General features: G+C 59.1%; 23 protein-coding genes. 15 read left to right on the plus strand and 8 right to left on the minus strand.

Annotated elements, in window-relative coordinates; translation table 11 throughout:
* Nucleotides 1-50 precede the first annotated feature (50 nt).
* Nucleotides 51-1271 (minus strand): argininosuccinate synthase, encoded by a 1221-nt coding sequence (locus KT71_RS17255; RefSeq protein WP_023660282.1) that lies wholly within the window; start codon nt 1269-1271, stop codon nt 51-53.
* Nucleotides 1272-1407: 136 nt separating this feature from the next.
* Between KT71_RS17255 and pyrC the strand changes: the two genes are divergently transcribed.
* Nucleotides 1408-2457, plus strand: coding sequence for a dihydroorotase (gene pyrC, locus KT71_RS17260; RefSeq protein ID WP_008294054.1), 1050 nt, complete (start codon nt 1408-1410; stop codon nt 2455-2457).
* A 3-nt stretch (nt 2458-2460) separates the two neighbouring features.
* Nucleotides 2461-3093 carry a ribonuclease T gene (rnt, locus tag KT71_RS17265; RefSeq protein WP_008294053.1) on the plus strand — a complete coding sequence of 211 codons (633 nt, stop codon included), beginning with the start codon at nt 2461-2463 and terminating at the stop codon, nt 3091-3093.
* Between the two features lie 10 nt (nt 3094-3103).
* Here the strand turns inward: rnt and KT71_RS17270 are convergent, their stop codons facing one another.
* The 3 genes from KT71_RS17270 to mpl form a co-directional block, all read right to left on the minus strand.
* Complete coding sequence (locus KT71_RS17270) at nt 3104-3694, minus strand: LON peptidase substrate-binding domain-containing protein (protein ID WP_008294052.1); 591 nt, start codon at nt 3692-3694, stop codon at nt 3104-3106.
* Nucleotides 3691-6345 (minus strand): efflux RND transporter permease subunit, encoded by a 2655-nt coding sequence (locus KT71_RS17275; protein ID WP_008294051.1) that lies wholly within the window; start codon nt 6343-6345, stop codon nt 3691-3693. Before KT71_RS17275 ends, KT71_RS17270 begins: the two co-directional genes overlap by 4 nt.
* Before the next feature lie 114 nt (nt 6346-6459).
* Nucleotides 6460-7842 carry a UDP-N-acetylmuramate:L-alanyl-gamma-D-glutamyl-meso-diaminopimelate ligase gene (gene mpl, locus KT71_RS17280; protein ID WP_008294050.1) on the minus strand — a complete coding sequence of 461 codons (1383 nt, stop codon included), beginning with the start codon at nt 7840-7842 and terminating at the stop codon, nt 6460-6462.
* An 89-nt stretch (nt 7843-7931) separates the two neighbouring features.
* On the opposite strand from mpl, the gene KT71_RS17285 reads away from it, so the two are divergent.
* Nucleotides 7932-9242, plus strand: coding sequence for a 6-phosphofructokinase (locus KT71_RS17285; RefSeq protein ID WP_008294049.1), 1311 nt, complete (start codon nt 7932-7934; stop codon nt 9240-9242).
* A 159-nt stretch (nt 9243-9401) separates the two neighbouring features.
* Nucleotides 9402-10040, plus strand: a complete 639-nt coding sequence (locus tag KT71_RS17290; protein WP_023660285.1) for an inorganic pyrophosphatase — start codon at nt 9402-9404, stop codon at nt 10038-10040.
* Nucleotides 10041-10062: 22 nt separating this feature from the next.
* Here KT71_RS17290 and KT71_RS17295 read toward each other — a convergent pair whose 3' ends face one another.
* Nucleotides 10063-10794: a M15 family metallopeptidase gene (locus tag KT71_RS17295; protein ID WP_008294047.1), complete on the minus strand. Its 732-nt coding sequence runs from the start codon at nt 10792-10794 to the stop codon at nt 10063-10065.
* 87 nt (nt 10795-10881) lie between these two features.
* Between KT71_RS17295 and KT71_RS17300 the strand changes: the two genes are divergently transcribed.
* The 11 genes from KT71_RS17300 (at nt 10882) to acs (ending at nt 22899) form a co-directional block, all read left to right on the plus strand.
* The gene (locus KT71_RS17300) at nt 10882-11205 is read left to right on the plus strand and encodes a Rieske (2Fe-2S) protein (RefSeq protein ID WP_008294046.1); all 324 of its coding nucleotides are present in this window, start codon (nt 10882-10884) and stop codon (nt 11203-11205) included.
* A gap of 140 nt (nt 11206-11345) precedes the next feature.
* Entirely contained in the window at nt 11346-11939 is a 594-nt protein-coding gene (dksA, locus tag KT71_RS21165; protein ID WP_008294045.1) for an RNA polymerase-binding protein DksA, read from the plus strand.
* Nucleotides 11940-11958: 19 nt separating this feature from the next.
* Nucleotides 11959-12828: a tRNA glutamyl-Q(34) synthetase GluQRS gene (gluQRS, locus tag KT71_RS17310; RefSeq protein ID WP_040362472.1), complete on the plus strand. Its 870-nt coding sequence runs from the start codon at nt 11959-11961 to the stop codon at nt 12826-12828.
* A gap of 81 nt (nt 12829-12909) precedes the next feature.
* Nucleotides 12910-14037 carry a sensor histidine kinase gene (locus KT71_RS17315; protein WP_008294042.1) on the plus strand — a complete coding sequence of 376 codons (1128 nt, stop codon included), beginning with the start codon at nt 12910-12912 and terminating at the stop codon, nt 14035-14037.
* Nucleotides 14038-14112: 75 nt separating this feature from the next.
* Nucleotides 14113-15561 carry a sigma-54-dependent transcriptional regulator gene (locus KT71_RS17320; protein WP_008294041.1) on the plus strand — a complete coding sequence of 483 codons (1449 nt, stop codon included), beginning with the start codon at nt 14113-14115 and terminating at the stop codon, nt 15559-15561.
* A 613-nt stretch (nt 15562-16174) separates the two neighbouring features.
* On the plus strand, nt 16175-17455 hold the full coding sequence (gene pcnB / locus KT71_RS17325) for a polynucleotide adenylyltransferase PcnB (RefSeq protein ID WP_202962371.1): 1281 nt from the start codon (nt 16175-16177) through the stop codon (nt 17453-17455).
* On the plus strand, nt 17452-17973 hold the full coding sequence (gene folK, locus KT71_RS17330; RefSeq protein ID WP_008294039.1) for a 2-amino-4-hydroxy-6-hydroxymethyldihydropteridine diphosphokinase: 522 nt from the start codon (nt 17452-17454) through the stop codon (nt 17971-17973). The genes pcnB and folK overlap by 4 nt, the downstream gene beginning before the upstream one ends.
* Nucleotides 17970-18635 carry a deoxynucleoside kinase gene (locus KT71_RS17335; RefSeq protein WP_008294037.1) on the plus strand — a complete coding sequence of 222 codons (666 nt, stop codon included), beginning with the start codon at nt 17970-17972 and terminating at the stop codon, nt 18633-18635. The genes folK and KT71_RS17335 overlap by 4 nt, the downstream gene beginning before the upstream one ends.
* Nucleotides 18636-18814: 179 nt before the next feature.
* Nucleotides 18815-19609: a 3-methyl-2-oxobutanoate hydroxymethyltransferase gene (panB, locus tag KT71_RS17340; RefSeq protein WP_008294036.1), complete on the plus strand. Its 795-nt coding sequence runs from the start codon at nt 18815-18817 to the stop codon at nt 19607-19609.
* Nucleotides 19610-19874: 265 nt separating this feature from the next.
* Complete coding sequence (panC, locus tag KT71_RS17345; protein WP_008294035.1) at nt 19875-20759, plus strand: pantoate--beta-alanine ligase; 885 nt, start codon at nt 19875-19877, stop codon at nt 20757-20759.
* A 205-nt stretch (nt 20760-20964) separates the two neighbouring features.
* Nucleotides 20965-22899, plus strand: coding sequence for an acetate--CoA ligase (gene acs / locus KT71_RS17350; protein ID WP_023660287.1), 1935 nt, complete (start codon nt 20965-20967; stop codon nt 22897-22899).
* 69 nt (nt 22900-22968) lie between these two features.
* Here acs and KT71_RS17355 read toward each other — a convergent pair whose 3' ends face one another.
* The 3 genes from KT71_RS17355 to rpsO form a co-directional block, all read right to left on the minus strand.
* On the minus strand, nt 22969-23961 hold the full coding sequence (locus KT71_RS17355) for a glycosyltransferase family 2 protein (protein WP_008294033.1): 993 nt from the start codon (nt 23959-23961) through the stop codon (nt 22969-22971).
* Nucleotides 23962-24065: 104 nt separating this feature from the next.
* A complete protein-coding gene (gene pnp / locus KT71_RS17360; protein WP_008294032.1) occupies nt 24066-26180 on the minus strand; it encodes a polyribonucleotide nucleotidyltransferase in 2115 nt (704 codons plus the stop codon).
* A 58-nt stretch (nt 26181-26238) separates the two neighbouring features.
* The gene (gene rpsO, locus KT71_RS17365; protein WP_008294031.1) at nt 26239-26508 is read right to left on the minus strand and encodes a 30S ribosomal protein S15; all 270 of its coding nucleotides are present in this window, start codon (nt 26506-26508) and stop codon (nt 26239-26241) included.
* Nucleotides 26509-26530 lie beyond the last annotated feature (22 nt).

The following is a 26530-nucleotide window of genomic DNA, read 5'->3' on the forward strand; positions in this document are numbered from 1 at the left end:
GCAATACATGTGTGCACAGAAGCGCATCAGTTCCCTGTACGTACTATCTACTATCGGGCGCTGCGACCACGACCCGCTGCGATTCTCAGACGCAGGGCGTTGAGTTTGATAAAGCCCTCGGCATCCGCCTGATCGTAGGCGCCGGCGTCGTCCTCAAAGGTTGCAATACCCTCATCAAAGAGGCTGTCATCGGAGCTGCGCCCCACCGCCGACACGCTGCCTTTATACAGTTTGAGACGTACGGTCCCGTTGACCACCGCCTGGGACTGGTCGATAGCCGCCTGGAGCATCTGCCGCTCCGGTGACCACCAGTAACCGTTATAGATGAGATTGGCGTAGCGCGGCATCAACTCATCCTTCAGGTGGGCCACCTCCCGGTCCAGGGTCAATGACTCGATAGCGCGGTGCGCCTTGAGCATAATGGTTCCGCCCGGGGTCTCGTAGCAACCCCGGGACTTCATACCCACGTAGCGGTTTTCAACGATGTCCAGGCGACCCACTCCATTGGCACCACCGACTCGATTCAATTCTGCGAGCACCGTGGCCGGCGACATCGCCTCACCATCAATGGCGACGATGTCGCCGCCGCGGAATTCCAGCTCAATATAGGTCGCTGTGTCCGGGGCTTCCTCAGGGCTGACGCTCCACCGCCACATGGACTCTTCTGCCTCCGCCCAGGGATCTTCGAGAATGCCGCCCTCGTAGGAAATGTGCAGCAGATTCGCGTCCATGGAATAGGGGGACTTTTTGCCAGCGGCAGCAAAATCCACGGGAATATCCCGCTCGCGGCAATAGGCCATTAGCGATTCCCGGGAGCTGAGATCCCACTCACGCCAGGGAGCAATCACCTGAATCCCCGGCTTCAGGGCGTAGGCGCCGAGTTCAAAGCGAACCTGGTCGTTACCCTTGCCCGTCGCCCCATGGGAAATGGCATCGGCACCGGTTTCCGTCGCGATATCAACCAGACGTTTGGCGATAAGGGGCCGGGCGATTGATGTGCCCAAAAGATACTCCCCCTCGTAAATGGTGTTGGCGCGAAACATGGGGTAAACGTAGTCGCGGACGAACTCCTCACGGAGATCCTCAATGTAGATTTCTTTCACCCCCAGAGCTTCGGCCTTTGCCCGCGCCGGCTCCACCTCCTCGCCCTGCCCGATATCGGCGGTAAAGGTCACCACCTCGCAGTTGTAGTGATCCTGCAGCCAGCGCACAATCACCGAGGTATCCAACCCTCCCGAGTACGCCAAAACCACCTTATTTACCTTCGTCATGCTGCTCCCCGACCCGCAAAAGAGCGCAAGTCTACCGCCACGGAGCACTCTGTGCACGAAGCGACCGCCACAGAGAGTGTCGTCACTGGCACCTTTGCGGTAGCATCAGCATCCTTCTTCAGTTCGGCTCAGCTCCTTGGACACCCTGACTCTTATTCGCCCCGACGACTGGCACAGCCACCTCAGAGATGGCTCGTCACTCACCCAAACCTCCGCCGACATGGCCCGCTACATGGGTCGCGTCATTGTCATGCCCAATCTTGTCCCACCGGTGACCAATGCGCGCCTCGCCGCCGAATACCGGCAGCGGATATTGCGCAGCATGCAGGATGCACCGCGGCAATTTGACCCCCTCATGACGCTCTACCTCACCGATGGCACCAGCGCCGAAGATATTCGCGAGGCCGCCGCGATTGACTGGCTGGCCGCCGTAAAGCTGTACCCTGCGGGTGCCACGACGAATTCCGCAGCGGGAGTTAAGTCCCTGGAGGCGCTCTACCCGGTGCTTGCCACCATGGAAGAGGTGGACCTGCCTCTCCTGGTTCATGGCGAGGTTACGGATGCGGAAGTGGATATCTTTGACCGCGAGGCGGCGTTTATTGGCGAGCATCTGGCACCCATCGTTGAGCGTTTCCCCGGTCTGCGGGTGGTTATGGAGCACATCACCACCGCCGATGCCGTGGACTTTGTCAAAGGGGCGGGTTCGAAGGTGGCCGCGACGATCACCGCGCATCACCTGCTCCTCAACCGTAACGATATGCTCGTAGGGGGCATCAAACCCCACTACTACTGCCTACCTATACTCAAGCGGCGGCAACATCAGGAAGCCCTGCGTGAAGCCGCAACCGGCACGGACCGCAGTTTTTTTCTGGGAACGGATTCTGCGCCCCACGAACAGGAAGCCAAGGAGAGTGCCTGCGGCTGTGCCGGCGTCTACACGGCGCATGCCTCCCTGGAGCTGTATGCCGAAGTGTTCGAAGAGATGAACGCCCTCGAGCGCCTCGAGGACTTCGCCTCCCTCCGGGGACCGGATTTCTATGCACGACCGCGCAACGAAGACACCGTAACCCTCCGCCGCGTCGCCTGGGAGGTACCCGGGAGCATTCCCCTGGGAGACAGCCGCATGGTGCCCCTGCGCGCAGGCGAAACCCTGCGCTGGCAGGTCCTTGATGCGGGAGCGGCCTGAGGCATGAGCATGAAATCGCGCTTTCGCGGATTTTTGCCCGTCATTGTCGATATGGAGACCGGCGGGTTTTCCTCGTCCACGGACGCCATTCTGGAAATCGCGGCAACCGTGGTGCGTATGGACGACACGGGGCAGATTGCGGTGCATGAAACCCACAGCTTTAACGTGGCGCCCTTCGAAGGCGCCAATATTGAGCAGTCAGCGCTGGACTTTACGGGCATCGATCCCTGGCATCCTTTTCGGGAAGCCCTGGCAGAAAAAGAAGCCCTGGGAGAGCTGTTTCAGATCATCCGCCGGGAAATCCGCGATCAGGAATGCACCCGGGCCATCCTCGTGGGCCATAACGCCCATTTTGATGCGGGCTTCTTAAACGCAGCGGTAGAGCGCTGCGAAATCAAGCGCAATCCTTTTCACCCCTTCTCTCACTTCGATACGGCGACGCTCTCGGGTCTCGCCTACGGACAAACGGTATTGGCCAAAAGCTGCTACGAAGCGGGTATCCCCTTTGACAACGAACAGGCCCACTCGGCGGCCTACGATGCTGAGCGCACCGCGGAGCTCTTTTGTGGAATCGTGAACACCTGGCAGAAACTGGGCGGCTGGATGCCCGGTAGCCCGACCGCGACGGAGGAGTAATCCTCTGCCTCTAAGCCTCGCCGCTGAGAGCGTTGAGGAGCAGATCCAGCTCACGCATGAGCTCTTCAATCACCGTAAGAGATAGCAATTCCACCTTGAGATCTTCCTCCAGGGGGAGCAACTGCACCAGGCTGTAGGCGACCTGCCAGGCGTCCGACAAATCCACGGGCATGCCGATTCGCTGCACGTGGGGGTGGGCCTCGAGACCCTGAAGCACCGTGCGCATGGGCTCCCAGGCATCAATCATGGCCGCAGGTTCCAACGGCGGGAGCAGGTCCACCTCGCCGCGAATCAGGCCGTTGTCTTCCCGCCAGAACTCCCGGGGCCGAAAACGCTGCCCGCCTTCCACGGTTACGCCTAGCAAACCGTTGTCCAGCTGATCCCAATCGACGATGGAGGCGATGGTACCGATGCTCGCAAGCTCCGGAAGACGCGCGGACCCGACTTCGACGCCCCGCTCGATGCGGACCATGCCAAAACCCTCGCCGCTGCGCATGGACGACTTCACCAGATCAAGATAGCGCTGCTCAAAGATCTGTAGGGGCATGCGACCGTAGGGCACAAGCACCGCGGACAGGGGAAAAAACGCAATCTCAGTCATGACGGCGCACCCAGAGGCTTGAACAGCAAAATCAATCGCGGCAGGAGCAAAAGAGCACCTACGACGGCCGCAGTCATGGCAATCACGGTCAGGACCCCAAAGTAGAGGCTGGGATTAAAGTTCGACAAGGTGAGCGTGCTAAAGCCCACCACCAGGGTCAGGGTGGTGTAGTACATGGCCCGTCCGATGCTGCCGTGGCAGCGGTACATGGTCGCCAGATAATCACGATCCTCGGGGAACTCCCGCTTGAAGCGATAGACGTAATGGATGCAGTTATCCACGCCAATACCCACCACGATGGCGGCAATGGTTATGGTCATGATATCCAGGGGGATACCGGCAAAGCCCATAATTCCCAGCACCATCCCCGCCGCCAGAAGATTGGGCGCCAAAGCAATAAGTGCCAGGGAGAAGGACCGAAAGAGAATCCAGAACATCACAAGGATCACGGCGAACACCGCGCCAAGGGTCAGTATTTGCGACGCAAAGAGACTTTGCAGCACGTTGTTGTACATCACCAGCATGCCTGTGAACTGCACCTGCCCCGCGTCGAGTCCACCTTCCTCCTGAAAGGCGCGATCCAGATCCCGCAGAAACGCCGCCCGTCGCAAATCCTCGCTGGTCTCTTTGACTCTGACGGTGATGCGCGCCTCATCCCGTTCCGCGTTGAAATAAGGCTCTACCAATTGCCGGGAGATGTCCTGGGACAGGGCGTTGCGCGCCAGGGCCAGTTCCACGCTGCCCATGTCGTCCCCGAGAAGCTGACGGAACAATTCAAAGGTCGTGGACAGGGACTGCACCTTACCGGTCTCGTTGTAGGCATCTACGATCCCCTGAAGGCGATCAACGAGGCGCATGCCCTCCAAACTGAACCAGAAACCAGGATCGACACTCGCCCCTGCGCCACCGCCGGCAAAGACATCGTCACCATCGGATCCCAGAAAATCATCACCGTCGACAAAGGCATCATCTGCGAAGGGATCGTCAGAAAAACCGCCGTCAGCGAGGAGATCATCGTCGGCTGATGAGGCAAGGGAATCCCCCGCAAAGGGGTCATCGAACTCATCGGCAAAAGGATCGTCCGCGGCGACCGGCGTCGCAGGGGCCGTCGATGTGTTCTCCAGTCCCGGCAGCGGTGCGGAGCTATCGGGCGCCGCCACAATAATATCCAGGGGAATAGTGCCCCCGAGCCGGGCGTCCAGCAGCTCCATGCCCTGATAGATTTCCGTGCTCTCTTTAAAATAATCGATGAAACGATTCTCAACCTGGAGGCGCAGCACGCCCAGCACCACAAAAACGCTCAGAGCGACGCTGCCCCAGAGCACCAGGGAGCCATGACGATCCGCAATCGCGGCAAATCGCAGGGTGAAGGGGGCGCTCTCGTCACCGGGCACGGGTTTGGGATCCCGACCCCACAGGAGCATAAGCGCCGGGACCAAACTAAAGGACACCATCAGGGCTACGCAGATGCCCAGAGTCATCATCCAGCCAAAATCGATGACGGGCTGGATGCCCGACACCACCAGCGACACAAAGGCCACCATCGTGGTCACGCCGGTGTACACGCAGGGCACCGCCATGAGCCGCATGGTGTCGCGCACCCGGTCGTAGAGCGGGGCGTCGGGATCGTCCCCGTGGAGTTCGCGATAGCGCACCACCAGATGTATGGCGATCGCGAGGCCCACGATGAGCAGCACCGCCACCACGTTGGAGGAAATCACCGTCATGCGCCAATCGAGAAAACCCAGGATACCAAGGGTGTAGGCCACGCCCACGGTACAGCTCAGGAGAGGAATGACCACCCATTTGACGCGCCGGAAGATCAGCGCCAGCACCAGCACCATCACCGCGAGAATCGCGCTACCAAAGCGCAGGAGGTCATTGCGAACAAAACTCACCATATCGGCGGCAATCATGGGGACGCCGCCGACAAAGATTCCCGCGTGATCGCGATAGCCCTGCACCACCTCCCGCACACCAGCCACCAGATTACTTTGCTGGCTGAGCTGCTCGGCATTGCGACGCTTGACCGCAGCTTCCACCGCGGCCAGACGCGCTTCAGCCTCTGACGTCAGACTCCCCTCGCGCTGAGACTGGCGAAGCTCTTCCCGCTCACGCATCAGCGCGGCATCGCCATCGACGCGCTCGAGATTGACCTGAATGGCCGTCACATCGCCGGCCTCGCCAACCAGTAAGTTGCTGTAGAGCGGGCTTTGGGTAAATTCCTTGAGCGCCTGCTCCCGATCAATCTCGGGATCTCTGAGGGACGGCAGGGGATCCCCCGAGGTCACCTGGGAGAGGCCCACGGGCGGACTTTGCAGCAGGGGAACATCCAGAACCGTCACCACGGACGACACACCATCCAATTTACGCAGCTCATCGGCCATGGCGGACAGGGGCTGCAGGGATGCATCAGAGAGCAGCGGCGCGTCGGGGCGCCAGGTGATGACAATAAACTCCTCACTGCTGTAACGCCTGCCCACCTCCCGGAAATACTCCAGCGCGGGATCACCCTGGAGTAGCAGCGAGTCGGCGGAGGCATCAATGCGGATCTTGGGGAATTGCAGCAGCGCCAGAAAGAGCAACACCGCGAGCAGACCGAGCACCGCGACGGGACGCCGCAGCACTAACTGCTCGTAAAAGGCCAACATACATTTACTCCCGTAATTCCTGACTGCGCCTGCCTGTGTATGGGCCTTCGCGTTTATCCGTGTGCTTACTTACTTGCTCTCTACTGTGCCAGCTGCTGTACTCGCAGTCCTTAGCTAGGACGCCAACTGCGGCGCATCTGCCAATGCTGACAGCAGGCGCTCGTGGATGCCGCCAAAGGCACCGTTACTCATCACTAGGACATCATCACCGGGCAGAGATTCACTGACGACGCGCGCAATCAGCTCGTCTATATCCTCGCTGATCGTCGCCGGCACCTCACTCTTCGCCAGAACATCATCCAGGGACCAGCCCAGGGCCCTGGGCTGGTACCAGAACACGGCGTCGGCATCGACGGTCGACGGCGCCAAAGCCGCCCGGTGATCACCCATACGCATGGTATTGGATCGCGGTTCGATAACAGCCAGCACTCTTTGCCGCCCCGCAGCGCCTTTCATGGCGCGAAGGGTGCTGGCAATGGCCGTGGGGTGATGGGCAAAGTCATCGTAGACCCGAACACCGCCCACTTCGCCGCGCAGCTCGAGTCGTCGCCGGACACCGGCGAAACGTTCCAGGGCCTCCACCGCGTGGGCCGGCGTGACACCTACATGACGCGCCGCCGCGCAGGCGCCCAGAGCATTGGCAACGTTGTGCGCACCTCGCTGCCCCCAGCTTACGGACAGGCGCTCGCCCCCTGGCGCAGCGAGGGCCCAGTGCGAGGCGCCGGGATCATCCAGGGACGCCTCCCAATCGGCGTTGCCACCGCTTACCGACAGGGTCTCTCGCGGCGTCCAGCAGCCCAGTTCCAGCATCTCCTCCACCGCCGGTATCCCTGCAGGGGTAAACACCCGGCCGGTGCCGGGGATGCAGCGAATCAAGTGATGAAACTGCCGCTGTATGGCCGCCAGATCGGGGTAAATATCGGCGTGGTCAAATTCCAGGTTATTCACCACCAGAGTACGCGGACGGTAGTGAACAAATTTGGCACGCTTATCAAAAAAGGCTGTGTCGTATTCGTCCGCTTCAATAACAAAAAAGTTGCCATCGCCCAGACGGGCGGACACACCAAAATTAAGGGGCACACCACCGATAAGAAAACCCGGCGCCAGTCCCGCATCTTCGAGAATCCAGGCAAGCATACTGCTGGCCGTTGTCTTGCCGTGGGTGCCCGATACTGCAAGCACCCAGCGATCGGCCAGCACGGCCTCGGCGAGCCATTGGGGTCCAGACAGATAGGGCAGCCCCCGATCCAGCACTGCCTCTACCGCCGGATTACCCCGGGACAGGGCATTACCCACCACGATGAGCGCGTCGTCAGGGAGATGCTGTGGGTCAAAGCCCTCGTGGAGCGTAATGCCCGCCGCCGCCAGCTGATCGCTCATGGGCGGATAGACGTTGGCATCGCAGCCGCTGACCTCCCACCCCAGCTCCCGGGCAATGAGGGCCAGCCCGCCCATAAAGGTGCCGCATATGCCAAGAATGTGCAGATGCTGTTGCACAGCCGATCTCCGCAAAAAAAGACCGAAAGTCTAGCACGGCATCACACTATGGCCCTGCCCCGCGGTGCACAGCGCGGCCCGCTTCCCGTATGATGCGGACCTTGGATTCACGCTCCCTGAGGAACGCTGTCTTGAGCTCCAAAGCTAACGCCTTCTACGCCCAATCCGGGGGCGTCACATCTGTCATTAATGCCTCTGCCTGCGGCGTCATCGAGACCGCCCGGGAGCATCGTGATGTTATTGCCAAGGTCTATGCGGGTCGCAATGGCATCATCGGCGCCCTGCAGGAAGAGCTCATCGACACCAGCAAAGAGAGCAAGGCAGCGATTCGTGGGCTGCTCCAGACTCCTTCGGGCGCGTTTGGCTCCTGCCGCCACAAGCTCAAGTCTCTGGAAAAAAACCGCGCTGAGTATGAGCGGTTGATCGATGTGTTTCGGGCGCACAACATCCGTTATTTTTTTTACAACGGCGGCGGCGATTCTGCCGATACCTGTCTCAAGGTATCGCAGCTCGGCGAATCCCTGGGATACCCCCTGCAGGCAATTCATGTCCCCAAGACCATTGATAACGATCTGCCCCACACGGACAACAGCCCCGGTTTTGGCTCCGTCGCCAAATACGTGGCGATCTCCACGCGGGAAGCCGCCCTGGACGTTGCGTCCATGTGTGCAAGCTCGACCAAGGTATTCATTCTCGAAGTCATGGGCCGCCATGCGGGATGGATCGCTGCCGCCTCGGGCCTCGCCGCAGAACAGGAAGGTGACGCACCGCACGTCATTCTTTTTCCTGAAGTGGCTTTCGACAAAAAGAAGTTTCTCGCCCGGGTAGAAAAATCAGTCAAACGCTTTGGATACTGCGTGGTGGTTGCCTCCGAGGGCGCGCAAACCGCTGATGGCCGCTTCCTGAGCGATATGGGCACCCGCGATGCCTTTGGACATGCGCAACTGGGCGGGTTGGCGCCGGCCCTCGCCGCCATGGTGAAAAAAGAACTGGGTTACAAATACCACTGGGCCGTTGCCGACTACCTCCAGCGCGCCGCGCGACACATCGCCTCACAAACCGATCTTGATCAGGCCTATGCCGTGGGTGAGGCCGCCGTGAAAATGGCGGTTGCCGGCAAAACCGCGGTGATGCCCGCCATCGTTCGGGGCAAGGGCAAGCGCTACAGCTGGCGCATCGGCGAGGCTCCTCTTGACGAGGTCGCCAACGTCGAAAAGAAGATGCCCCGGAACTTTATCAGCCGCGACGGCTTCGCGATCACCCCCGCCGCCCGGGACTACCTGCAGCCGCTGATACAGGGCGAGGCTTACCCCAGCTATCGCCAGGGCTTACCCCGCTATGTACGCATGAAGAATGAACTGGTGCCCCGGAAGCTGCGAAAACGCTTCAAGGTCGCCTGAGGGGTTCCTTCGACCCCGTCACAGAGTCAGCACTAACGTCTCGCAGGCATCCCGGCTAGGGGTTACAATCGCGCCCCGATTTTGCAGCACACATTGAAACACCGGATTCACCACGGTCCAGACGCAGCCCCGCGCGCCGTGAACCACGAAGGAGCCCCTATGTATCGCAACGAAAAGTTCAACCGCTGGCGCCGACACCCCTGGCACGGCCTTCACACGCAGATGGACGGCGCCGAAGAAGGCGTAGTACAGGTCTATGTCGAAATGCTGCCCACGGACGTGGTCAAGTACGAACTGGACAAGGCCTCAGGCTTTTTGATGGTGGATCGTCCCCAGCGTACAACGTCCAGCCCCCCGGCACTCTACGGCTTTATTCCCCGCACCTACTGCGCGGAAGAAGTAGCCAAGCGCTGCCCCGGTGTAGAGGAAGCCGATGGCGACCCCCTGGATATCTGCGTGTATTCCGAACGTCACATCAACCGCTCAGACATCGTGCTGAACGCACGCGTGGTTGGCGGTATTCAGATGATTGATGACGGCGAGGCGGACGACAAAATCATTGCCGTGCTCGACGGTGACAATATCTGGGGCGATGTGCAGGATATTTCGGATCTGCCACAAATCAAGATTGAGCGCCTTCAGCACTACTTCTCCACTTACAAGCTCGTCCCGGGCAAGGAACTCAACATCAAGGTGGATCATGTCTATGGTCGCGAGGAAGCAATGCAGGTGATTGCTGCCGCGGAAAAAGACTACTGGAATCACTTCCAGGATCTTCACGAACAGGCCAAGGAGTAAGTGCAGTATCTGCCGCCGGCGATCAGTCCGGTGGCAGATAGGCAAGCGCGGCTGCGGGGGGCTCAGCCACCCGCGTCACAAAACGCTCAAACAGCGATTCCAGTTCCCCCTCCAACGCTTCCCTCGCAAGAAGCCCACCCACAGTGTCGTCCCGCCAGAGGGTTCGCAGCAAGGACGCATCGACCGCAGCCTCGCAGTCCGAGGCCAGGGGTGCGTAGCTTAAATGCCAGCGCTCAGGAGCCACACCGCCGCGATCCCGGTCGTAAGGTCGGTAAAACCCAAAACTCCGGCCCTGGGCAATGCGCTGATCCAGCCAGGCATGCAGGGCACCGAAGGGGCCCGTCTCCGAGACCTCGGCAGCGCTCAGCTGGACCTGATAGTCCTCTGCCACAGCGGCTTCATCATAAACGTCCAGATCCGTACCCCAGTGATGACGGCTGGCGCCGGGGATGGCAGAAAACCGCAGCACACAGCGCAGGCAATCCGCATCGCTCAGAGTCCTGATATCAATGGCATGATCGCGGTCATCCAGCACCGGGCGCTCGCCCGCTAATTTGCCGTTCCAGATTGAGCGCTGCCTTTCATAGGAGCGATAAGCGCTGGCAATCTGCAGTTTGAATCCAGCCTCGGCGGCCGCTGACGTGAGACGCACCCAGGCATCCCAGACAGCGGGCTGGAGTTTGTGTCGGCCGCGAGCGCGCAGTGCGTCCTCGTCGAGACCCAGAAGCTGCCTTTGAAGAGTTGACAGGCTCAAAGGCCCGCACCGGCTACAGACTTGCCTTTACTTTGGGACCAATGGCTTACTGCGCCATCTCGACGGTGACAAGAAGATTTCTGAACCATGAATGACCCCGAAACAAATTCTCCGGTTGAAGAGATGACGGATAACAGCAGCCAGAGTGTAACGCTGGAGGGCCGATCCCTGATACTGGTGAAGCGCCGGGATGAGTTTTTCCTCTTTGAGAACAATTGTCCCCACACCCGGGAGACGCTGGACCCCCTCGGCGGATCCCTCAGTGATGACAGCGGTGATCTTATCCACTGTCAGCGTCATGGCGCAGAGTTTCTCGTCCAGACCGGAGAATGTGTAGGGGGCCCCTGCATGGGCGAATCCCTGACGCCCGTTGCATTTACCATCGCCGCCGGACAGATTTACCTCGATTGAGCGCCGGACGAATAATGATTCGTCAATAGCGTTTTTTTCTGGTGTGCGGGGCGCAATTCTGGTAGCTTCTCGGCGCTTCGAAATGCGCCCTGCGGAAATGTCTCGCACGGCAGTCAGAGTAAGATAGTTGGAACTCCACTATGCCCACAAAAACGCCCACAAAAACGCCCACAAAAACGCCGACGAAAACGCCAACAAAAGCAGCAGCTAAAGCACCAAGCAAAACCGCGAAAAAAGCCGCGCCTAAGAAAAAGGCTGCGACCAAAGCCAAGGCAGCGCCCGCGAAGAAGACCAGCGCCCGGAAAAAAGCCAGTAGCGGCGTAGAGTTCCGCAATTTTGAGCCCTACAAGCCCAAGCGCGGCGAAGAGTACATGAACGAGCCGCAGCGCGAGCATTTCAAGCTGATCCTCAAGCGCTGGAAAGCCGAGCTCATGGAAGAAGTGGACCGCACCGTCACCCACATGAAGGACGAGGCAGCCAATTTTCCTGATCCCGCCGATCGCGCGACGCAGGAAGAGGAGTTCAGCCTGGAACTGCGAACCCGCGACCGGGAGCGGAAATTGATCAAGAAAATCGATTCGACGATCGAACGCATCGAACAGGACGATTACGGCTTCTGCGACGCCTGCGGCGTGGAAATTGGTATCAAGCGACTCGAGGCGCGCCCCACCGCGTCCCTGTGTATCGATTGCAAAACCCTCGACGAGATCAAAGAAAGGCAGGAACTGGGCTAAGCCCGACGCAGGGCCCCGGATGATGGCTGCCAAGCCTCAGTACCGGGGCCGCTTTGCACCCTCCCCGACGGGCCCATTGCATATGGGCTCATTGCTTACGGCCCTCGCCAGTTACCTCCATGCGCGCTCGGCGTCCGGCCTTTGGCTCCTTCGCATTGAGGATATCGACCCACCACGGGAAGTCCCCGGCGCATCCGACAGTATCCTGCGATCCCTGGAAGCCCACGGACTCCACTGGGATGAGAGCGTGCTGTTTCAGTCCACGCGTCTGGATGCCTACGCCGAAGCCCTCAACACACTCAAAGCCAGCGGCCGACTTTTCCCTTGCTCCTGCACCCGGGCGACGCTCGGCCCGGGAGGAAGCTGTCTCCGGCGCTGTAAGCCCGGGCCAGACGACCCTACGGCGCTGCGCATTCAGCTTGATGAGAGTATGGGCTTTGAAGACCAGATCCTCGGCACCCAGGCGCCCCCGGGGGAATCCGGCGATCTGGTGCTGCGACGGAAAGACGGGCTCTACGCCTATGCCCTGGCCGTTGTGGTGGATGATGCCAGGCAAGGCGTTACCCACGTAGTTCGCGGCGCGGACCTCCTGCCCCAGACCTTTGCACAGCTTGAACTCCTGACCCTCCTTCATAGCCCCCGGCCCGACTACGCGCATCTCCCTATTGTCTGTGACCACCGGGGCACAAAGCTCAGTAAACAGGCAGGCGCGCCGGCGATAGATGATAAGCGGGCCCTGAACAACCTTCGCGATGCCCTGCGCCTCCTTCGTCAGCCCTGTGCCGACAGTCCCGCAGCCACGGTGGACGAACTGCTTGTGCAAGCTACGGCGGACTGGGATCCCAGGGCTCTGGCCAGGGCTGCCAAGGAAGTACTGGTTTACCACTGATACGCATGTCCGTAGCATAAGCGACCCTTTCCCCTCACGGATGAGCCCCAGCGAACGCTGCCAACGCTTTTGCCAGTACCCATGGACCTTCTCTACTTCGCGATACCTGCCCTGGCGCTAGCTGTAACGCTGATACTGTTATATCGCCAGCGCCGGGAATACCAACAGACCTTTGAAGAGCTACCCACGGGCCTTTGCGTCGTCAATGGCGATAACCGTGTTCTGCGCTGGAACCGCGAGATGGCGAGCCTCAGCGGCATTGCCGCGGAGGCGGCCCTAGGCGTAAAGATCGCCAGCCTGCCAAGCCCCTGGCCCGAGGCACTGAGCGACGCCCTCGTAGACCCCCAGGGTACGGTCATCAAGCAATCCCTGGGCTACGACGATAATGGCGGAGAACGCTGGGTGATTATTCACAGCAGCCCTCTGCAACTACCCGGAAGACGACGCCAGATCCTGGTGGAAAACATCACCGACTACCAGCGACTACAGGATGAACTGCTGCACAACGAGCGCCTGGCATCCATCGGACGCCTCGCCGCCGGCGTCGCCCATGAGATCGGCAACCCCGTCACCGGCATAGCCTGCATCGCCCAGAATCTCGCCGACAGTGCCGATCCCGTAGAGCTGGAAACCGGCACCCTGGAAATCCTGAAACAGACGGATCGGATTACACGAACCGTCAACGCCCTCATGCAGTTGTCGCACCCCGGCAGCAGTGTCCGCGAGGCAGATTCCGTGCCCTGTAATCTGGCTGACTGCATCGATGAGGCCGCTCATCTTCTCAATCTTGATATGGATGTTCCCCCGGGGGAGTTCATCAACAAGACGGATCGCGAACTGCTGGTTCGCGGCGACAGCCAGTTACTTCTGCAGGTGTTTCTCAACCTCCTGGATAACGCCCGCAGTGCTGCTGCCAACGAAGGGCCCGTGATTATCGACGCGGGACAAGACGGGGAAACCACGACCATCACGATTGATAACCCCGGCCCGGCCATCTCGACGGAGGTGATTTCACAGGTTTTCGAGCCCTTCTACACCACCAAGGATGTCGGCGAGGGCACGGGCCTGGGCCTGGCTCTGGTACGACGTATGCTGGAAGACATGGGAGGCAGCGTCAGCCTCGCGAGCCCCTCACCGATCACGCCGGGGCGGGGGGTAAGAGCCCGTGTCCTGCTGTTTTCTGCGGAATACGGCCAGGGCTTTGCCTGAGGAATCCATGGGAAGAAAGACAGATACGCTGAGAATGCTAGAATGCCCCGCAGCGCAAAGAGGAATCCCTGATCAATGCAAAAGATACTGATCGTCGAAGACGAGTCAGTCATCCGCGCGGCCTTGCGCCGATTGCTGGAGAGACACGGCTACATACTGGATGAAGCAGGGTCAGTGGCCGAGGCGCAAAGCGACTACTCCCTTGCCAGTTACGACCTGATCATCAGTGATCTCCGTCTGCCCGGCTCCCCGGGCACGGACCTCATCGCCCTTGCCGGCTCTACTCCCGTCTTGATCATGACCAGCTATGCGAGCCTTCGCTCCGCCGTGGATTCCATGCGCATGGGCGCTGTGGATTACATCGCCAAGCCCTTTGACCACGCTGACATGTTGCAGGCGGTGCAGCGCGTCATAGACAAGCACGCACAGCACAAAGCCCCCAAGGGGAAAAAAGCAACGAAAAGCGAAAAAACCGAGGCCACGCCGTCATCCGCCGCTCAGGATAATAATCCGACGATGATCATCGGCGAGTGCGACGCCATGCAGGCCCTCGCCGAGCACGTAGGAAAATTCGCACCTACAGACTCCACGGTCCTGGTGCTGGGAGAAACGGGAACCGGCAAGGAACTTGTCGCCCGGGAAATTCACGCTTTGAGCCGGCGAGCAGAGCAAACCCTGATCTCCGTCAACTGTGCCGCTATTCCCGAGACACTGATCGAGTCGGAGCTCTTTGGCTACGAGAAGGGTGCTTTCACCGGCGCCAACACTAATCGCATGGGACTCATAGAGGCGGCCGACGGTGGCACCCTGTTTCTCGACGAAATCGGTGAGCTGCCCATGGAAGCCCAGGCGAGGCTCCTGCGCTTTATTCAGGAAGGGGAAATTCGGCGCATAGGCTCGGTGCATTCGCGTAAGGTGAATGTGCGTCTGATCTGCGCCACGCACCGGGACCTGCAAACGCTGGCCTCGGAAGGCAGCTTTCGACAGGATCTCTTTTATCGAATCAACGTGTTGCGGCTCAAGCTCCCGCCTCTCCGAGAGCGCGGCAAGGACATTCTGTTTCTTGCCGAACGGCTCCTGGAGAAACAGGCGGCCCGGGCCAAACGCGGCACCATGACCCTGTCACCTCGGGCCATACAGGCGATCACTACTTACCAATGGCCGGGCAACGTCCGGGAAATGGAACACGCCATCGAGCGGGCGGTCATTCTCACGGACGGCACGGAAATCGATAACGAAGCCCTGGGGATTGACCTGGAACTGGTGAACATCAACCGTCTCCGCGGCGACCGGATGAACAGCGGTGCCAATAAAAGGCAACCCCGCAACAGTGACCCCGTGGAAGATCTGTCCCTGGAGGACTACTTCCAGCGGTTTGTGATCGAGCACCAGGACTCCATGAGCGAAACAGAACTGGCGCAGAAACTGGGCATCAGTCGTAAATGCCTGTGGGAGCGCCGCCAGCGTTTTGAAATACCACGGAAAAAGGCCGGCGGAAGTCGCCCTCGAAAGGCGGCGGGTTGACCGTTACCCTCCCCCACTGATACCCGCGGTAACAGTAGACATTAGTAACAAACCAGGCAAAGCAGCCCGACATCAGCAGAGCTTAAAAAGCCTAAGCCACTGAAATATATAGAATAAAAAAGTATGGCACAAAGCCTGCTTTTACTTCTGCGGACAAAAATAAAAATAATGCGCACCGCAATAATAATAATTGGTTTAGTGAACCTGGAAGGGGGAAGTTTTTAACTTCCCCCTCGTTCGTTCTGGCGAATGCTTTTAACTAGGACACGCCGCGGCGCTTTACTACGACACGCCAGAGCCTCTTACAAAGACCCGCCGCAGCCTTTTATAGAGACACGCCGCAGCGCTTTACCAAAACCCGCCGAAGCGCTTCTATCACCAGACACTCGCGCACCCTACCTACAAGTTCCTGCACATTCCTCAGACAAGCCATGGTAGAGGCCTCCCGCAAGCGCCTCCAAGCCTGACTTTATGGCACCCTGTGCTACCATGCGGGCTTCCTGAAACGGCCCTGGAACCCCCCGGTGACCCCGTTTTTTTAAAGGTTGCAGACTGGCAGGTCCCGAGGCCCGCTCTCTGCATTATTGGCGACACGAAGAGAAGACATCAACGCTTGAACGTCATACCCAGAGATCAACATTGCGTCTCCCGCAAAGACATCAGCCCCGGTGCTTTAAAAGTCATGGCAAGGCTCAGGGATAAGGAGCACCAGGCATATCTGGTCGGCGGCGCAGTTCGCGACCTCCTCCTGGGGGGGCACCCCAAAGACTTCGATATCGCCACGGATGCCACGCCGGAAGAAGTGCACGCTCTGTTCGGCAACTCCCGCATTATCGGCCGACGCTTTCGCATCGTACATGTGCGCTTTGGCCGGGAAGTTATCGAAGTCACAACATTCCGTGGCCATCATGATGACACCGAAGCTACCACCGGCGCCAAACGCTCCTCCCGGGGCCTGCTCCTTCGGGACAATGTGTTCGGGACCCTGGAAGAAGACGCAGTTCGCCGTGATCTGACGGTCAATGCACTGTATTACGACAGTGGCAGCTTCGAGGTTTTTGACCAGGTAGGCGGCCTCGACGACCTGGAGGCAAGACAGGTGCGGGTTATTGGTGATCCCGCAACGCGCTACCGCGAAGATCCCGTACGCATGCTCCGCTGCCTGCGCTTTGCCGCAAAGCTGGGATTCAACGTAGAGAAGTCCAGCGGCGCGGCTATTCCCAGGCTCGCTGCACTGCTGGATGACATACCGCCCGCGCGACTCTTTGATGAGTTCGGCAAGCTGTTTCTCACGGGCAACGCCCAGGCAACTTTGCGCCTGCTGCGGGAATACCGATGCTTTGAACATCTGTTTCCCGATAGTGCCCGCCTGGCCGACAGCGACGGTTTTTACGATCGCCTCCTTGACGCCGCTATGGGTAATACGGATCAGCGTATTCGCCAGGAGAAACCGGTAACTCCCGCCTTCATTCTGGCCGCTGTGCTGTGGCCCGCGGTCTGTGAACGCCGACAGCAGCTGGAAAATCAGGGAGAGAAGCCCGTGCCCGCCATGCACGGTGCGGGACAGGAGATCGTCGCCCAGGCCTGCCAGCGCATCGCGATTCCCCGTCGCTTCAGCATGCCCATGCGCGAGATCTGGGAGATGCAGCTTCGCCTGCCTCGCACCGAGGGCAAGCGCGCCATAGAGCTCATGAGTAAACGCCGTTTTCGCGCTGCCTACGATTTTCTGTTGCTCCGGGAGCAAGCGGGCGAGGACTGCTCCGGGCTGGGGGCAATCTGGACACGCCTTCAGGAGGAACACGGCCCCATCGAGATCGTGGACTCGCCCGACGATCGCCGCCCGCCGCGCCGCCGTCGCCGGGGCGGACGCCGACGCCCGGCACCTCCCGCGTGACAGCGTGCTTCGTCGGGCTGGGCGCCAATCTTGGCGAGAGTCATGCGACTCTGATCCGGGCTGCACAGGACCTGGGACAGCTCAGAGCCACGCAGCTCACAGGCCGATCATCGATCTACCGATCAGCACCCATGGGACCTCAGGACCAACCCGATTACCTCAATGCTGTTATCGGCCTCGACACGGCGCTGAAGCCCCTCGAACTCCTCGACGAGCTGCAGTCCCTGGAGGATAAAGCCGGCAGAGTGCGCAGGGAGCGCTGGGGACCCAGAACCCTGGATCTGGATCTGTTGATCTACGGCACAATCACCCTGCAAAGCGAGCGCCTGACCCTGCCACACCCGGGACTCTTTGAACGTAATTTTGTGCTGCGCCCGCTGGCGGACATTGTCAGCGAGCACTGGCAGTTTCAGGGCGGACCGACCCTCGCGGCGTGCCTGAAGCGATGCCCGGAATCAAACTTACGGGACAGCAATCTCCCGTGGTCGCCCCTGGCATCCAAGGCCCTCAGCGCATGACCACTCTGGATCTCCGGGGACGTAAGCCCCCCGCCTATATTGCGGTGGAAGGCCCCATCGGCGTGGGAAAAACCACCCTCACACGGCGCCTGGCGGAAACCTTCAATCACGAGATCCTATTGGAGGATGCGGAGCAGAACCCGTTCCTGGAGCGTTTTTACCGCAACCGGAGTGAGGCAGCGCTTGCGACGCAGCTGTTTTTTCTGTTTCAACGGGCGCAGAAAATGCAGGAACTCCGGCAGTCGGAGCTCTTTTCGCCCGTGCGCGTAGCCGACTTTCTCATAGAGAAAGACCCGCTATTTGCCCGCATCAACCTCGATAGCGACGAGTTCGAACTCTACGAAAAGGTCTATCAGAAACTGACAATCGACGCCCCACGGCCCGACCTGGTGATCTACCTTCAGGCACCCACGGACGTACTCCTCGAACGTATCGAAAACCGCGGAATCGGGCACGAAAAAAGCATCGATAGCCGCTATCTGGAGCAATTGAACGAAGTGTACAGCGAATTTTTTCTGTACTACGATGGCGCGCCTCTGCTGATCGTCAATGCGAGCATGATCGATCTGGCGCAGGGTGATAGCGATTATCTGCAGCTGGTGGATTATCTGCTGGATATTCGTAGCGGTCGCCACTATTTCAACCCGACTTTTTTCGGGTAGCGGCAGGCGTTTTTTGGGTAGCCGCAGGCGTTTTTCGGGTAGCCGCAGGCGCTTTTCGGGTAGCCGCAGGCGTTTTTTGGCTCGCCCCAGGCGCTTTTCGGCCAGCCGCAGGCCCTTTTTGGCTCGCCCCAGGCGCTTTTGATTTACGAGCTTCCCGTTTCGGAGCAAATTTGTAGTTTATGGCTAAGAAAGTAACCATCAGTACTCTCGACAAGATGAAGGCCGCAGGCGAAAAGTTTGTGTGTATCACGGCTTATGATGCGACCTTTGCGCGCCTGGTCAGCGAGGCCGGTGCAGAGACCATTCTCGTGGGAGACTCTCTGGGCATGGTGCTTCAGGGACACGACAGCACGATCCCCGTGACCATTCAGGATATGGAATACCACACGCGCTCCGTGAACCGCGCTGCGCCCCACTCTCTGGTCATCGCCGACCTGCCGTTTATGACCTACAGCGACAGCACCCAGGCCATGACCAACGCCACGCGGCTTATGCAGGCGGGGGCTCAGATGGTAAAGATGGAGGGCGGTGTCTGGCTCAGCGATACCATTAGCGCTCTAGTCGAACGGGGCATCCCGGTCTGCGCTCACCTGGGCCTCACCCCCCAGTCTGTAAATGCCTTCGGTGGTTATCGTGTGCAGGGCCGAACACCCAAGGAAGCAAAGTCTATTCTTGCCGACGCCGTCGAGATTCAGGACGCCGGGGCGAGCCTCCTGGTGCTGGAGTGCATCCCGGCGGAGCTGGCGAGCGACATCTCGGCAAAGCTCGATATCCCGGTCATCGGTATTGGTGCCGGCGCCGGTACCGATGCGCAGGTTCTGGTCATGCATGATCTACTGGGCCTGTCGGATCACCAGCCCCGCTTTGTAGAGAACTTCATGGCCGGCGCTGGCAATGTCCAGGATGCGCTCAAGGCGTTCGTAACATCCGTCAAAGATGGTAGCTACCCCCGCGAGGAACACAGCTACACATAGCGTTTACATCACGCCTTTTACCGGGCGGTCAGGCGCCCGTTCAACATAACCAAAAGTTACACTTTGCGCTTCTTTTAGTAACAAAAGGGAGCTCACAACGGCGACTCTGAACGCTTGCCCACCCCCTGGGAAAGCTGCATACTCGGCCCCCCTGAGCGGGAAAACCCGCCATAACCCGGGCAGAGAGCGGCTGTTCCTTATCGACATCTAGTCGATATGGACGACGCTCTAACGAGCCCACCCTGACCGCAAGCGGGGTAACACAATGCTGATAGTAGACAGCAAGACAGGACTGCAGCACGCGCTGCAGCGTCACCGCCTTTCCCAGGAAAGCATCGCCTTTGTGCCCACCATGGGCAATCTCCATGAGGGACACCTGGAACTGGTGCGCCGCGCGAGGCAGCTTGGTGATATTGTGGTGGTCAGCATATTTGTCAATCCCATGCAGTTCGGTGTCAATGAGGACCTCGACGCCTACCCCAGGACCTTGAGTGCAGACCGTGAAAAGCTCTTTGCCGAAGGGGTCAATTATCTCTTTGTTCCCTCAGACGAGGATGTTTATCCCGATGGCCTGAGCGCGCAGACCGTGGTCCGGGTGCCGGATCTCTCCGAAACCCTTTGCGGTAGTAACCGTCCGGGACACTTTGACGGCGTCGCCACCGTGGTCAGCAAGCTCTTTAATATGGTTCAGCCCCAGGTCGCTCTTTTCGGAGAAAAAGACTTTCAGCAGCTGTCCATCATCCGAAAAATGGTTGAGGACCTGTGCATGCCCGTCGACATCGTAGGGGTGCCTACGGTGCGTGCGGATGACGGGCTCGCCCTGAGCTCCCGCAATGGCTATCTCAGCCTGTCTCAACGCAGCATAGCGCCTTTGCTGCATAAAACGCTTTTGGACTGTAGGGATGCCATCGCCTGCGGCTTCGATAATTTCCTTCAGATCGAATCCCATGCGCGCATGCAATTGCTGCAGGCCGGCTTTGTCCCGGACTATTTCGCGATCCGCGACGCCCGCACCCTCCAGGCCGTGGGAGAAAACACCGAGGAGATTGCGATCCTCGCTGCGGCCCGTCTCGGCGGCACCCGGCTCATCGACAATGTGCGACTGACCTTAAACCCCGTATCTGACTGGGGCATGCTCGCGACCCCCTGACTGCTGACGTCACGGCCCGGGCGCCCTGCGCCCATAAGCAAGCAGAGCCGTTCAGCCCTCGGGCCTGTGTTGCCCGACTCCTCGTCCTTCAAATCTAAAACCACAGCTGCCGACTTAGACTAACGTAGGCTTGTCTCCCTGCGCCGTGGGTCTAGAATCGATGGCTCATTCAATACAACGAATAATGATTAACGAGGGGCCCATCATGTCTCACCATTTCCCTACGCATCCCATCCCCGCGGGTTTTGAAGACGCGCACATTCAACCCGCAGACTACAAGGCCATGTATGAGCGCTCCCTGAGCGATCGCGACGGCTTCTTCGCGGACATGGCCACAGAGTTCCTGACCTGGGATAAGCCCTGGGACTCCGTATGCTCCTTCGACTTTGTGAAAGGCGACGCCAGTTGGTTCGCTGGCGGCAAACTCAACGTCAGCGTCAACTGCATCGACCGTCATCTCCCGGCGCGGGCGGATCAGACAGCGATAATCTGGGAGGGTGACAACCCCGAGGACAGTCGGGCAATCACCTATGCAGAACTCAAGGACGAGACCTGCCGTTTAGCGAACGCCCTCCGTGCCCGTGGTGTGGGCAAGGGCGATCGCGTCTGCCTGTATATGCCCATGGTGCCCGAAGCCGCTATCGCCATGCTGGCCTGCACCCGAATCGGCGCGGTACACACCATCGTGTTCGGCGGTTTCTCCCCCGAGGCCCTGAAAGACCGTATTCAGTCCGCCGAGTGCTCTGCGGTCATCACCAGCGACGAAGGACTCCGCGGTGGAAAGACCGTGCCCCTCAAGGTCAATGTCGACAAGAGCCTCGTCGACTGCACCAGCGTGAGCACCTGCATTGTGGTGCGACGCACAGGAGCAGAGGTGCCTATGGATGAGGGTCGCGATGTGTACTACGACGACATCACCGCAGAGCAAAGCACGGACTGCGAACCCGAGTCCATGGATGCCGAAGATCCACTATTCATACTCTACACCTCGGGCTCCACGGGCAAACCCAAGGGCGTACTTCACACCACGGCGGGCTATCTCCTCCAGGCGAGCATGAGTTTTAAATACGTGTTCGATTATCGCGAAGGCGAGGTTTACTGGTGCACGGCAGACGTGGGCTGGGTTACGGGGCACTCCTACATCGTCTATGGCCCCCTGGCCAATGGCGCAACGACGCTGATGTTTGAGGGCGTACCGACTTACCCTGATGCGGGTCGTTGCTGGGATGTCGTGGACAAGCATCAGGTCTCTATTTTTTATACGGCGCCCACGGCGATCCGGGCGCTCCAGGGTAAAGGCGACGCTTATGTGACGCGTTCATCGCGAAGCAGTCTGCGCATCCTCGGTACCGTGGGAGAACCCATCAATCCCGAAGCCTGGGAATGGTACTTTCATGTTGTGGGAGACGAACGCTGCCCTATTGTCGACACCTGGTGGCAGACGGAAACCGGGGCCCATATGATCACCCCCCTGCCCGGTGCGACCCCCATGAAAGGGGGCGCTGCATCGGTGCCGTTCTTTGGTGTTGAGCCCGTATTACTGGCGGAGGACGGCAGTGAAATAGAAGGCGTCGGATCCGGCTATCTGGCCATCAAATCCTCCTGGCCCAGCCAGATACGTTCAGTCTACGGCGACCACCAGCGCATGGTAGACACCTATTTTTCCAACTATCCCGGCTACTACTTCACCGGTGACGGTGCCACCCGAGATGAAGATGGCTACTACTGGATTACCGGACGCGTAGATGACGTACTTAATGTTTCAGGACATCGCATGGGTACGGCGGAGGTAGAAAGTGCCGTGGTACTACATGACAGTATCGCCGAGGCCGCGGTCGTGGGCTTTCCCCATGACATCAAGGGACAGGGAATTTACTGCTACGTGACACCTATGGAAGGTGTTGAGACCACCGATGCGCTCAAAGCGGAACTGATTCAGCTGTGTGTGGAAGAAATAGGCCCCATTGCCAAGCCAGACGTCATTCAGTGGGCGCCGGGGCTCCCCAAAACCCGTTCGGGCAAAATCATGCGGCGTATCCTGCGCAAGATTGCCGAGAATGAATTGGACAGCCTTGGGGACACGTCCACGCTCGCTGATCCCGGCGTTGTGGATGAGCTGATAAAAAACCGCGCGGGCTAGACATAGCAGGCTGGACGTAAAAAGAGCACGGTAGGACCCGCCGGGATCCGGGGGTTTCACCGTCGGCCGCTAGTTCTTGAGAAACTCGATGTTTCGTCGGATTGTCTCATCGGTCTGAGGCCCCATACCCCCGAGGGCCAGACACTCTTCCAATAAACTCGCGGCTCTGGGTTTATCACCACTGCGTACCGCCAAATTGGCAAGGTTGAGGCAGAGGGAAGTCGTGCGCTGCCCGTCATCGTAGAGACGCCGGTACAGGTCCTGGGCTTCGCCATAGTTACCATGCCGATAAGCGGCCTCGGCGGCACCCTCAAGACTGCGTGACGGCTCATAACCCAGCTCTGCGGCGCGCCGAAGATAACGGTTAGCCTTGGCGTAATCCTCTGCAAAGTACATAGCTGCTGAACCCGCCATGGAAAGCAAGCGACCGTCTTCCTTAAAGTACGGCTCGTTTTCCATCATAGAGAGGTAGCGGAGAGCTCGATCCTTTTTAGGCCTTTCGGGGTTAGCTTCGCCATAATGATGAATGATGGCGTCGAGGGTCCCGCGCCGTGAATCCACAATCGAGCCATCGACGATTTCATGAACACCTCCCTCATAACGGATATCGTCCCGGGCTCGGAAAAGCTTCATTATCGGGTGAAGAGCATAGCCGGCATAGCCACGAGACATAGAGTCGTCCGGCGTCGCTAAAATAAAATCACTCCGCGTAGTGTTAGACGTGTAATTACGGGTGGTCAGATAGAAACCGTCAAACGCTGTGGTTGCCATGGCCTCTCTAAGCCTGGGATAGTCCTCGGCGGCGATGCGCTCATCGGCATCGAGCACCAGGATCCAGTCTCCCGTCGCAGCGGCGAGACCCGCATTGCGCGCGGCAGAGAAGTTTTCAATCCATTCAAAGTCCAGCAGGGTATCCGCATAGCGCGCAGCAATGTCGCGGGTGCCGTCGGTGGACCCGGTGTCCACTACGACGATCTCATCCACGTGAGGTGCGGCGGCGGCGAGACACTCCTCAATAAAGAAGGCCTCGTCCTTGACGATCATGCACAGGGATAGTCGCATCGCTAACAACGTCGGAAAGTCATGAATAAGGGATAGGAACTATAAAACACCGGGCAAGAAAAAGGGCGCCGAAGCGCCCTTTTACCATCGCCTGAACGACAGTTTTACTCGTCGCCGGCAGACTCCGCAGGCGCTTCGTCTTCAAGAAGCTCCTTGATAGACAGCTTGATACGACCGCGCTGATCCACATCCAGAACCTTAACGCGAACTTCCTCGCCTTCTTTCAGGTGATCTGACACATTCTCGACCCGCTCGTTGGCAATCTGCGAAATGTGCAGCAGTCCATCCTTACCCGGGAGGATGTTCACGAAGGCACCAAAGTCGACGATTCGCTCGACCTTACCGGTGTAAATCGCACCGACTTCCGCCTCGGCCGTGATCTCTTCGATCAGTGCTACGGCTTTATCCCGGGACGCCTGATCCTGACCAAAGACACGCACCGTGCCATCGTCTTCAATATCGACGGTCGCACCCGATTGCTCGGTAATGGACCGAATCATCGCGCCACCCTTGCCGATGATGTCACGGATCTTGTCCGCATCCACCTTCAGGGTCACCATGCTCGGCGCATTCTCTGAAGTCACTTCCCGCGGCGCATCAAGCACTGCGTTCATCTGACCCAGGATATGCAAACGGGCCTGCATGGCCTGCTCCAGAGCAATCTCCATGATCTGCTCGGTGATACCTTCGATCTTGATATCCATCTGCAGCGCGGTAACACCGTTGGCAGTACCGGCAACCTTGAAATCCATGTCGCCAAGATGATCCTCGTCACCGAGAATATCCGTGAGAACTGCAAACTGATTGCCTTCTTTCACCAGGCCCATGGCGATCCCGGCAACGGGCGCCTTGAGGGGCACACCGGCCGTCATCATGGCCAGGGATCCCACGCAAACAGACGCCATGGAGCTGGAGCCGTTGGATTCCGTAATCTCCGACACAACGCGAATCGTGTAGGGAAACTCCTCAAGATCCGGCAGCACCGCCGCAAGACCACGACGGGCCAGGCGACCGTGACCAATTTCCCGACGGCTGGTAAAGCCCACACGTCCGGCTTCGCCCACGGAATAGGGAGGAAAGTTGTAATGCAGCATGAAGGGGTCGCGACGCTCGCCTTCCAGCGCATCGATAATCTGCGCATCACGGGTCGAACCCAGGGTAACCGCGCCAATGGCCTGAGTCTCACCACGGGTAAACAGGGCGGAACCGTGCGCCTTGGACAGAATATCGACCTCACAGGCAATTTGACGCACCGTGCGGGTATCCCGACCGTCGATACGCGGCTCACCGGCAATGATGCGATTTCGCACCAGGGCCTTTTCGACTTTCTTGAAGTAGTCCTTCACCAGATCGGCACTGGGACCGTCTTCCGTGGCCAGCTCGGCCACACAGGCATCGCGAATCTCGCCAACGCGCGCGTAGCGCTCTGCTTTATCGGTGATGCGGTAAGCCTCACCCAGGTCACCCTTGACCTTGTCCGTAACCGCAGAGAGCAGGGCCTCGTCCGTGGCAGGTGCCTGCCAGTCCCAGCTGGGCTTGCCAGCTTCGGCTGCGAGTTCCTGTACCGCCTTGATCACCACCTGCATTTCCTGATGGGCGAACAGAACCGCGCCCAGCATCTGATCTTCTGTCAGCTGATCTGCCTGGGACTCCACCATGAGCACGGCATCCTGCGTACCGGCAACAACCATCTCCAACTTGCTGTTCGGAAGCTGATCATAGGTCGGGTTCAGGATGTAACCTTCAGACTCATTAAAGCCAACGCGTGCGGCACCGATGGGCCCATTGAAGGGGCAACCGGAAATGGCCAGCGCGGCGGAGGTGCCGATCATGGCGGGAATATCGGGATCGATGTGCTTGTCGGCAGACATCACGGTGCAGATGACCTGCACTTCATTCATGAAACCATCGGCAAACAGGGGACGAATCGGACGATCAATCAGCCGTGAAGTCAGCGTCTCTTTCTCACTGGGACGGGCTTCGCGCTTGAAAAAACCACCGGGGATTTTACCCACGGAGTAGGCTTTCTCGATGTAGTGCACGGCCAGAGGGAAAAAGTCCCGGCCTTCGCGGGCGGTTTTCTCGGCAACAACGGTCACCAGAACACTGGTATTTTCTACGGTAACAAGAACTGCGCCGGTCGCCTGACGGGCAATACGGCCTGTTTCCAGCGTGACGGTATGGCCGCCATACTGAAAGGTTTTAGTAACTGGGTTCACAATTTATCTCCAATTCAATATAAAACGACCGGAGCCCATGCCCCGGTCGTGTCAGCGTTTATCGACGTAGGCCGAGTCGCTTGATCAGTTCAGCGTAGCGCGCTGAATCTTTTCGCTTGAGGTAATCCAGCAGATTCCGCCGCTGGTTGACCATGCGGATAAGTCCCCGGCGCGAATGATGATCCTGCTTATGGGACTCGAAGTGATCGCGAAGCTGCTCAATGTTTGCGGTGAGCAGAGCTACCTGTACTTCCGGAGAACCGGTGTCGCCTTCGCTTTGCTGATAATCACGGACGATTTCCGCTTTACGTTCTGCGTTTAAAGCCATTTCAATTTCCTTTTGATAATCT

It is taken from the genome of Congregibacter litoralis KT71 (genome assembly GCF_000153125.2).
Taxonomy (GTDB): domain Bacteria; phylum Pseudomonadota; class Gammaproteobacteria; order Pseudomonadales; family Halieaceae; genus Congregibacter; species Congregibacter litoralis.

Coding starts and splice junctions, on each gene's coding strand:
- rpsO (WP_008294031.1), bottom strand. CDS start 26,508: ATGGCTTTAAACGCAGAACGTAAAGCGGAAATCGTCCGTGATTATCAG.
- KT71_RS17300 (WP_008294046.1), top strand. CDS start 10,882: ATGAATGACCCCGAAACAAATTCTCCGGTTGAAGAGATGACGGATAAC.
- rnt (WP_008294053.1), top strand. CDS start 2,461: ATGAGCATGAAATCGCGCTTTCGCGGATTTTTGCCCGTCATTGTCGAT.
- acs (WP_023660287.1), top strand. CDS start 20,965: ATGTCTCACCATTTCCCTACGCATCCCATCCCCGCGGGTTTTGAAGAC.
- gluQRS (WP_040362472.1), top strand. CDS start 11,959: ATGATGGCTGCCAAGCCTCAGTACCGGGGCCGCTTTGCACCCTCCCCG.
- panC (WP_008294035.1), top strand. CDS start 19,875: ATGCTGATAGTAGACAGCAAGACAGGACTGCAGCACGCGCTGCAGCGT.
- KT71_RS17335 (WP_008294037.1), top strand. CDS start 17,970: ATGACCACTCTGGATCTCCGGGGACGTAAGCCCCCCGCCTATATTGCG.
- KT71_RS17285 (WP_008294049.1), top strand. CDS start 7,932: ATGATGCGGACCTTGGATTCACGCTCCCTGAGGAACGCTGTCTTGAGC.
- KT71_RS17275 (WP_008294051.1), bottom strand. CDS start 6,345: ATGTTGGCCTTTTACGAGCAGTTAGTGCTGCGGCGTCCCGTCGCGGTG.
- KT71_RS17355 (WP_008294033.1), bottom strand. CDS start 23,961: ATGCGACTATCCCTGTGCATGATCGTCAAGGACGAGGCCTTCTTTATT.
- KT71_RS17320 (WP_008294041.1), top strand. CDS start 14,113: ATGCAAAAGATACTGATCGTCGAAGACGAGTCAGTCATCCGCGCGGCC.
- KT71_RS17255 (WP_023660282.1), bottom strand. CDS start 1,271: ATGACGAAGGTAAATAAGGTGGTTTTGGCGTACTCGGGAGGGTTGGAT.
- KT71_RS17315 (WP_008294042.1), top strand. CDS start 12,910: ATGGACCTTCTCTACTTCGCGATACCTGCCCTGGCGCTAGCTGTAACG.
- dksA (WP_008294045.1), top strand. CDS start 11,346: ATGCCCACAAAAACGCCCACAAAAACGCCCACAAAAACGCCGACGAAA.
- panB (WP_008294036.1), top strand. CDS start 18,815: ATGGCTAAGAAAGTAACCATCAGTACTCTCGACAAGATGAAGGCCGCA.
- KT71_RS17290 (WP_023660285.1), top strand. CDS start 9,402: ATGTATCGCAACGAAAAGTTCAACCGCTGGCGCCGACACCCCTGGCAC.
- KT71_RS17270 (WP_008294052.1), bottom strand. CDS start 3,694: ATGACTGAGATTGCGTTTTTTCCCCTGTCCGCGGTGCTTGTGCCCTAC.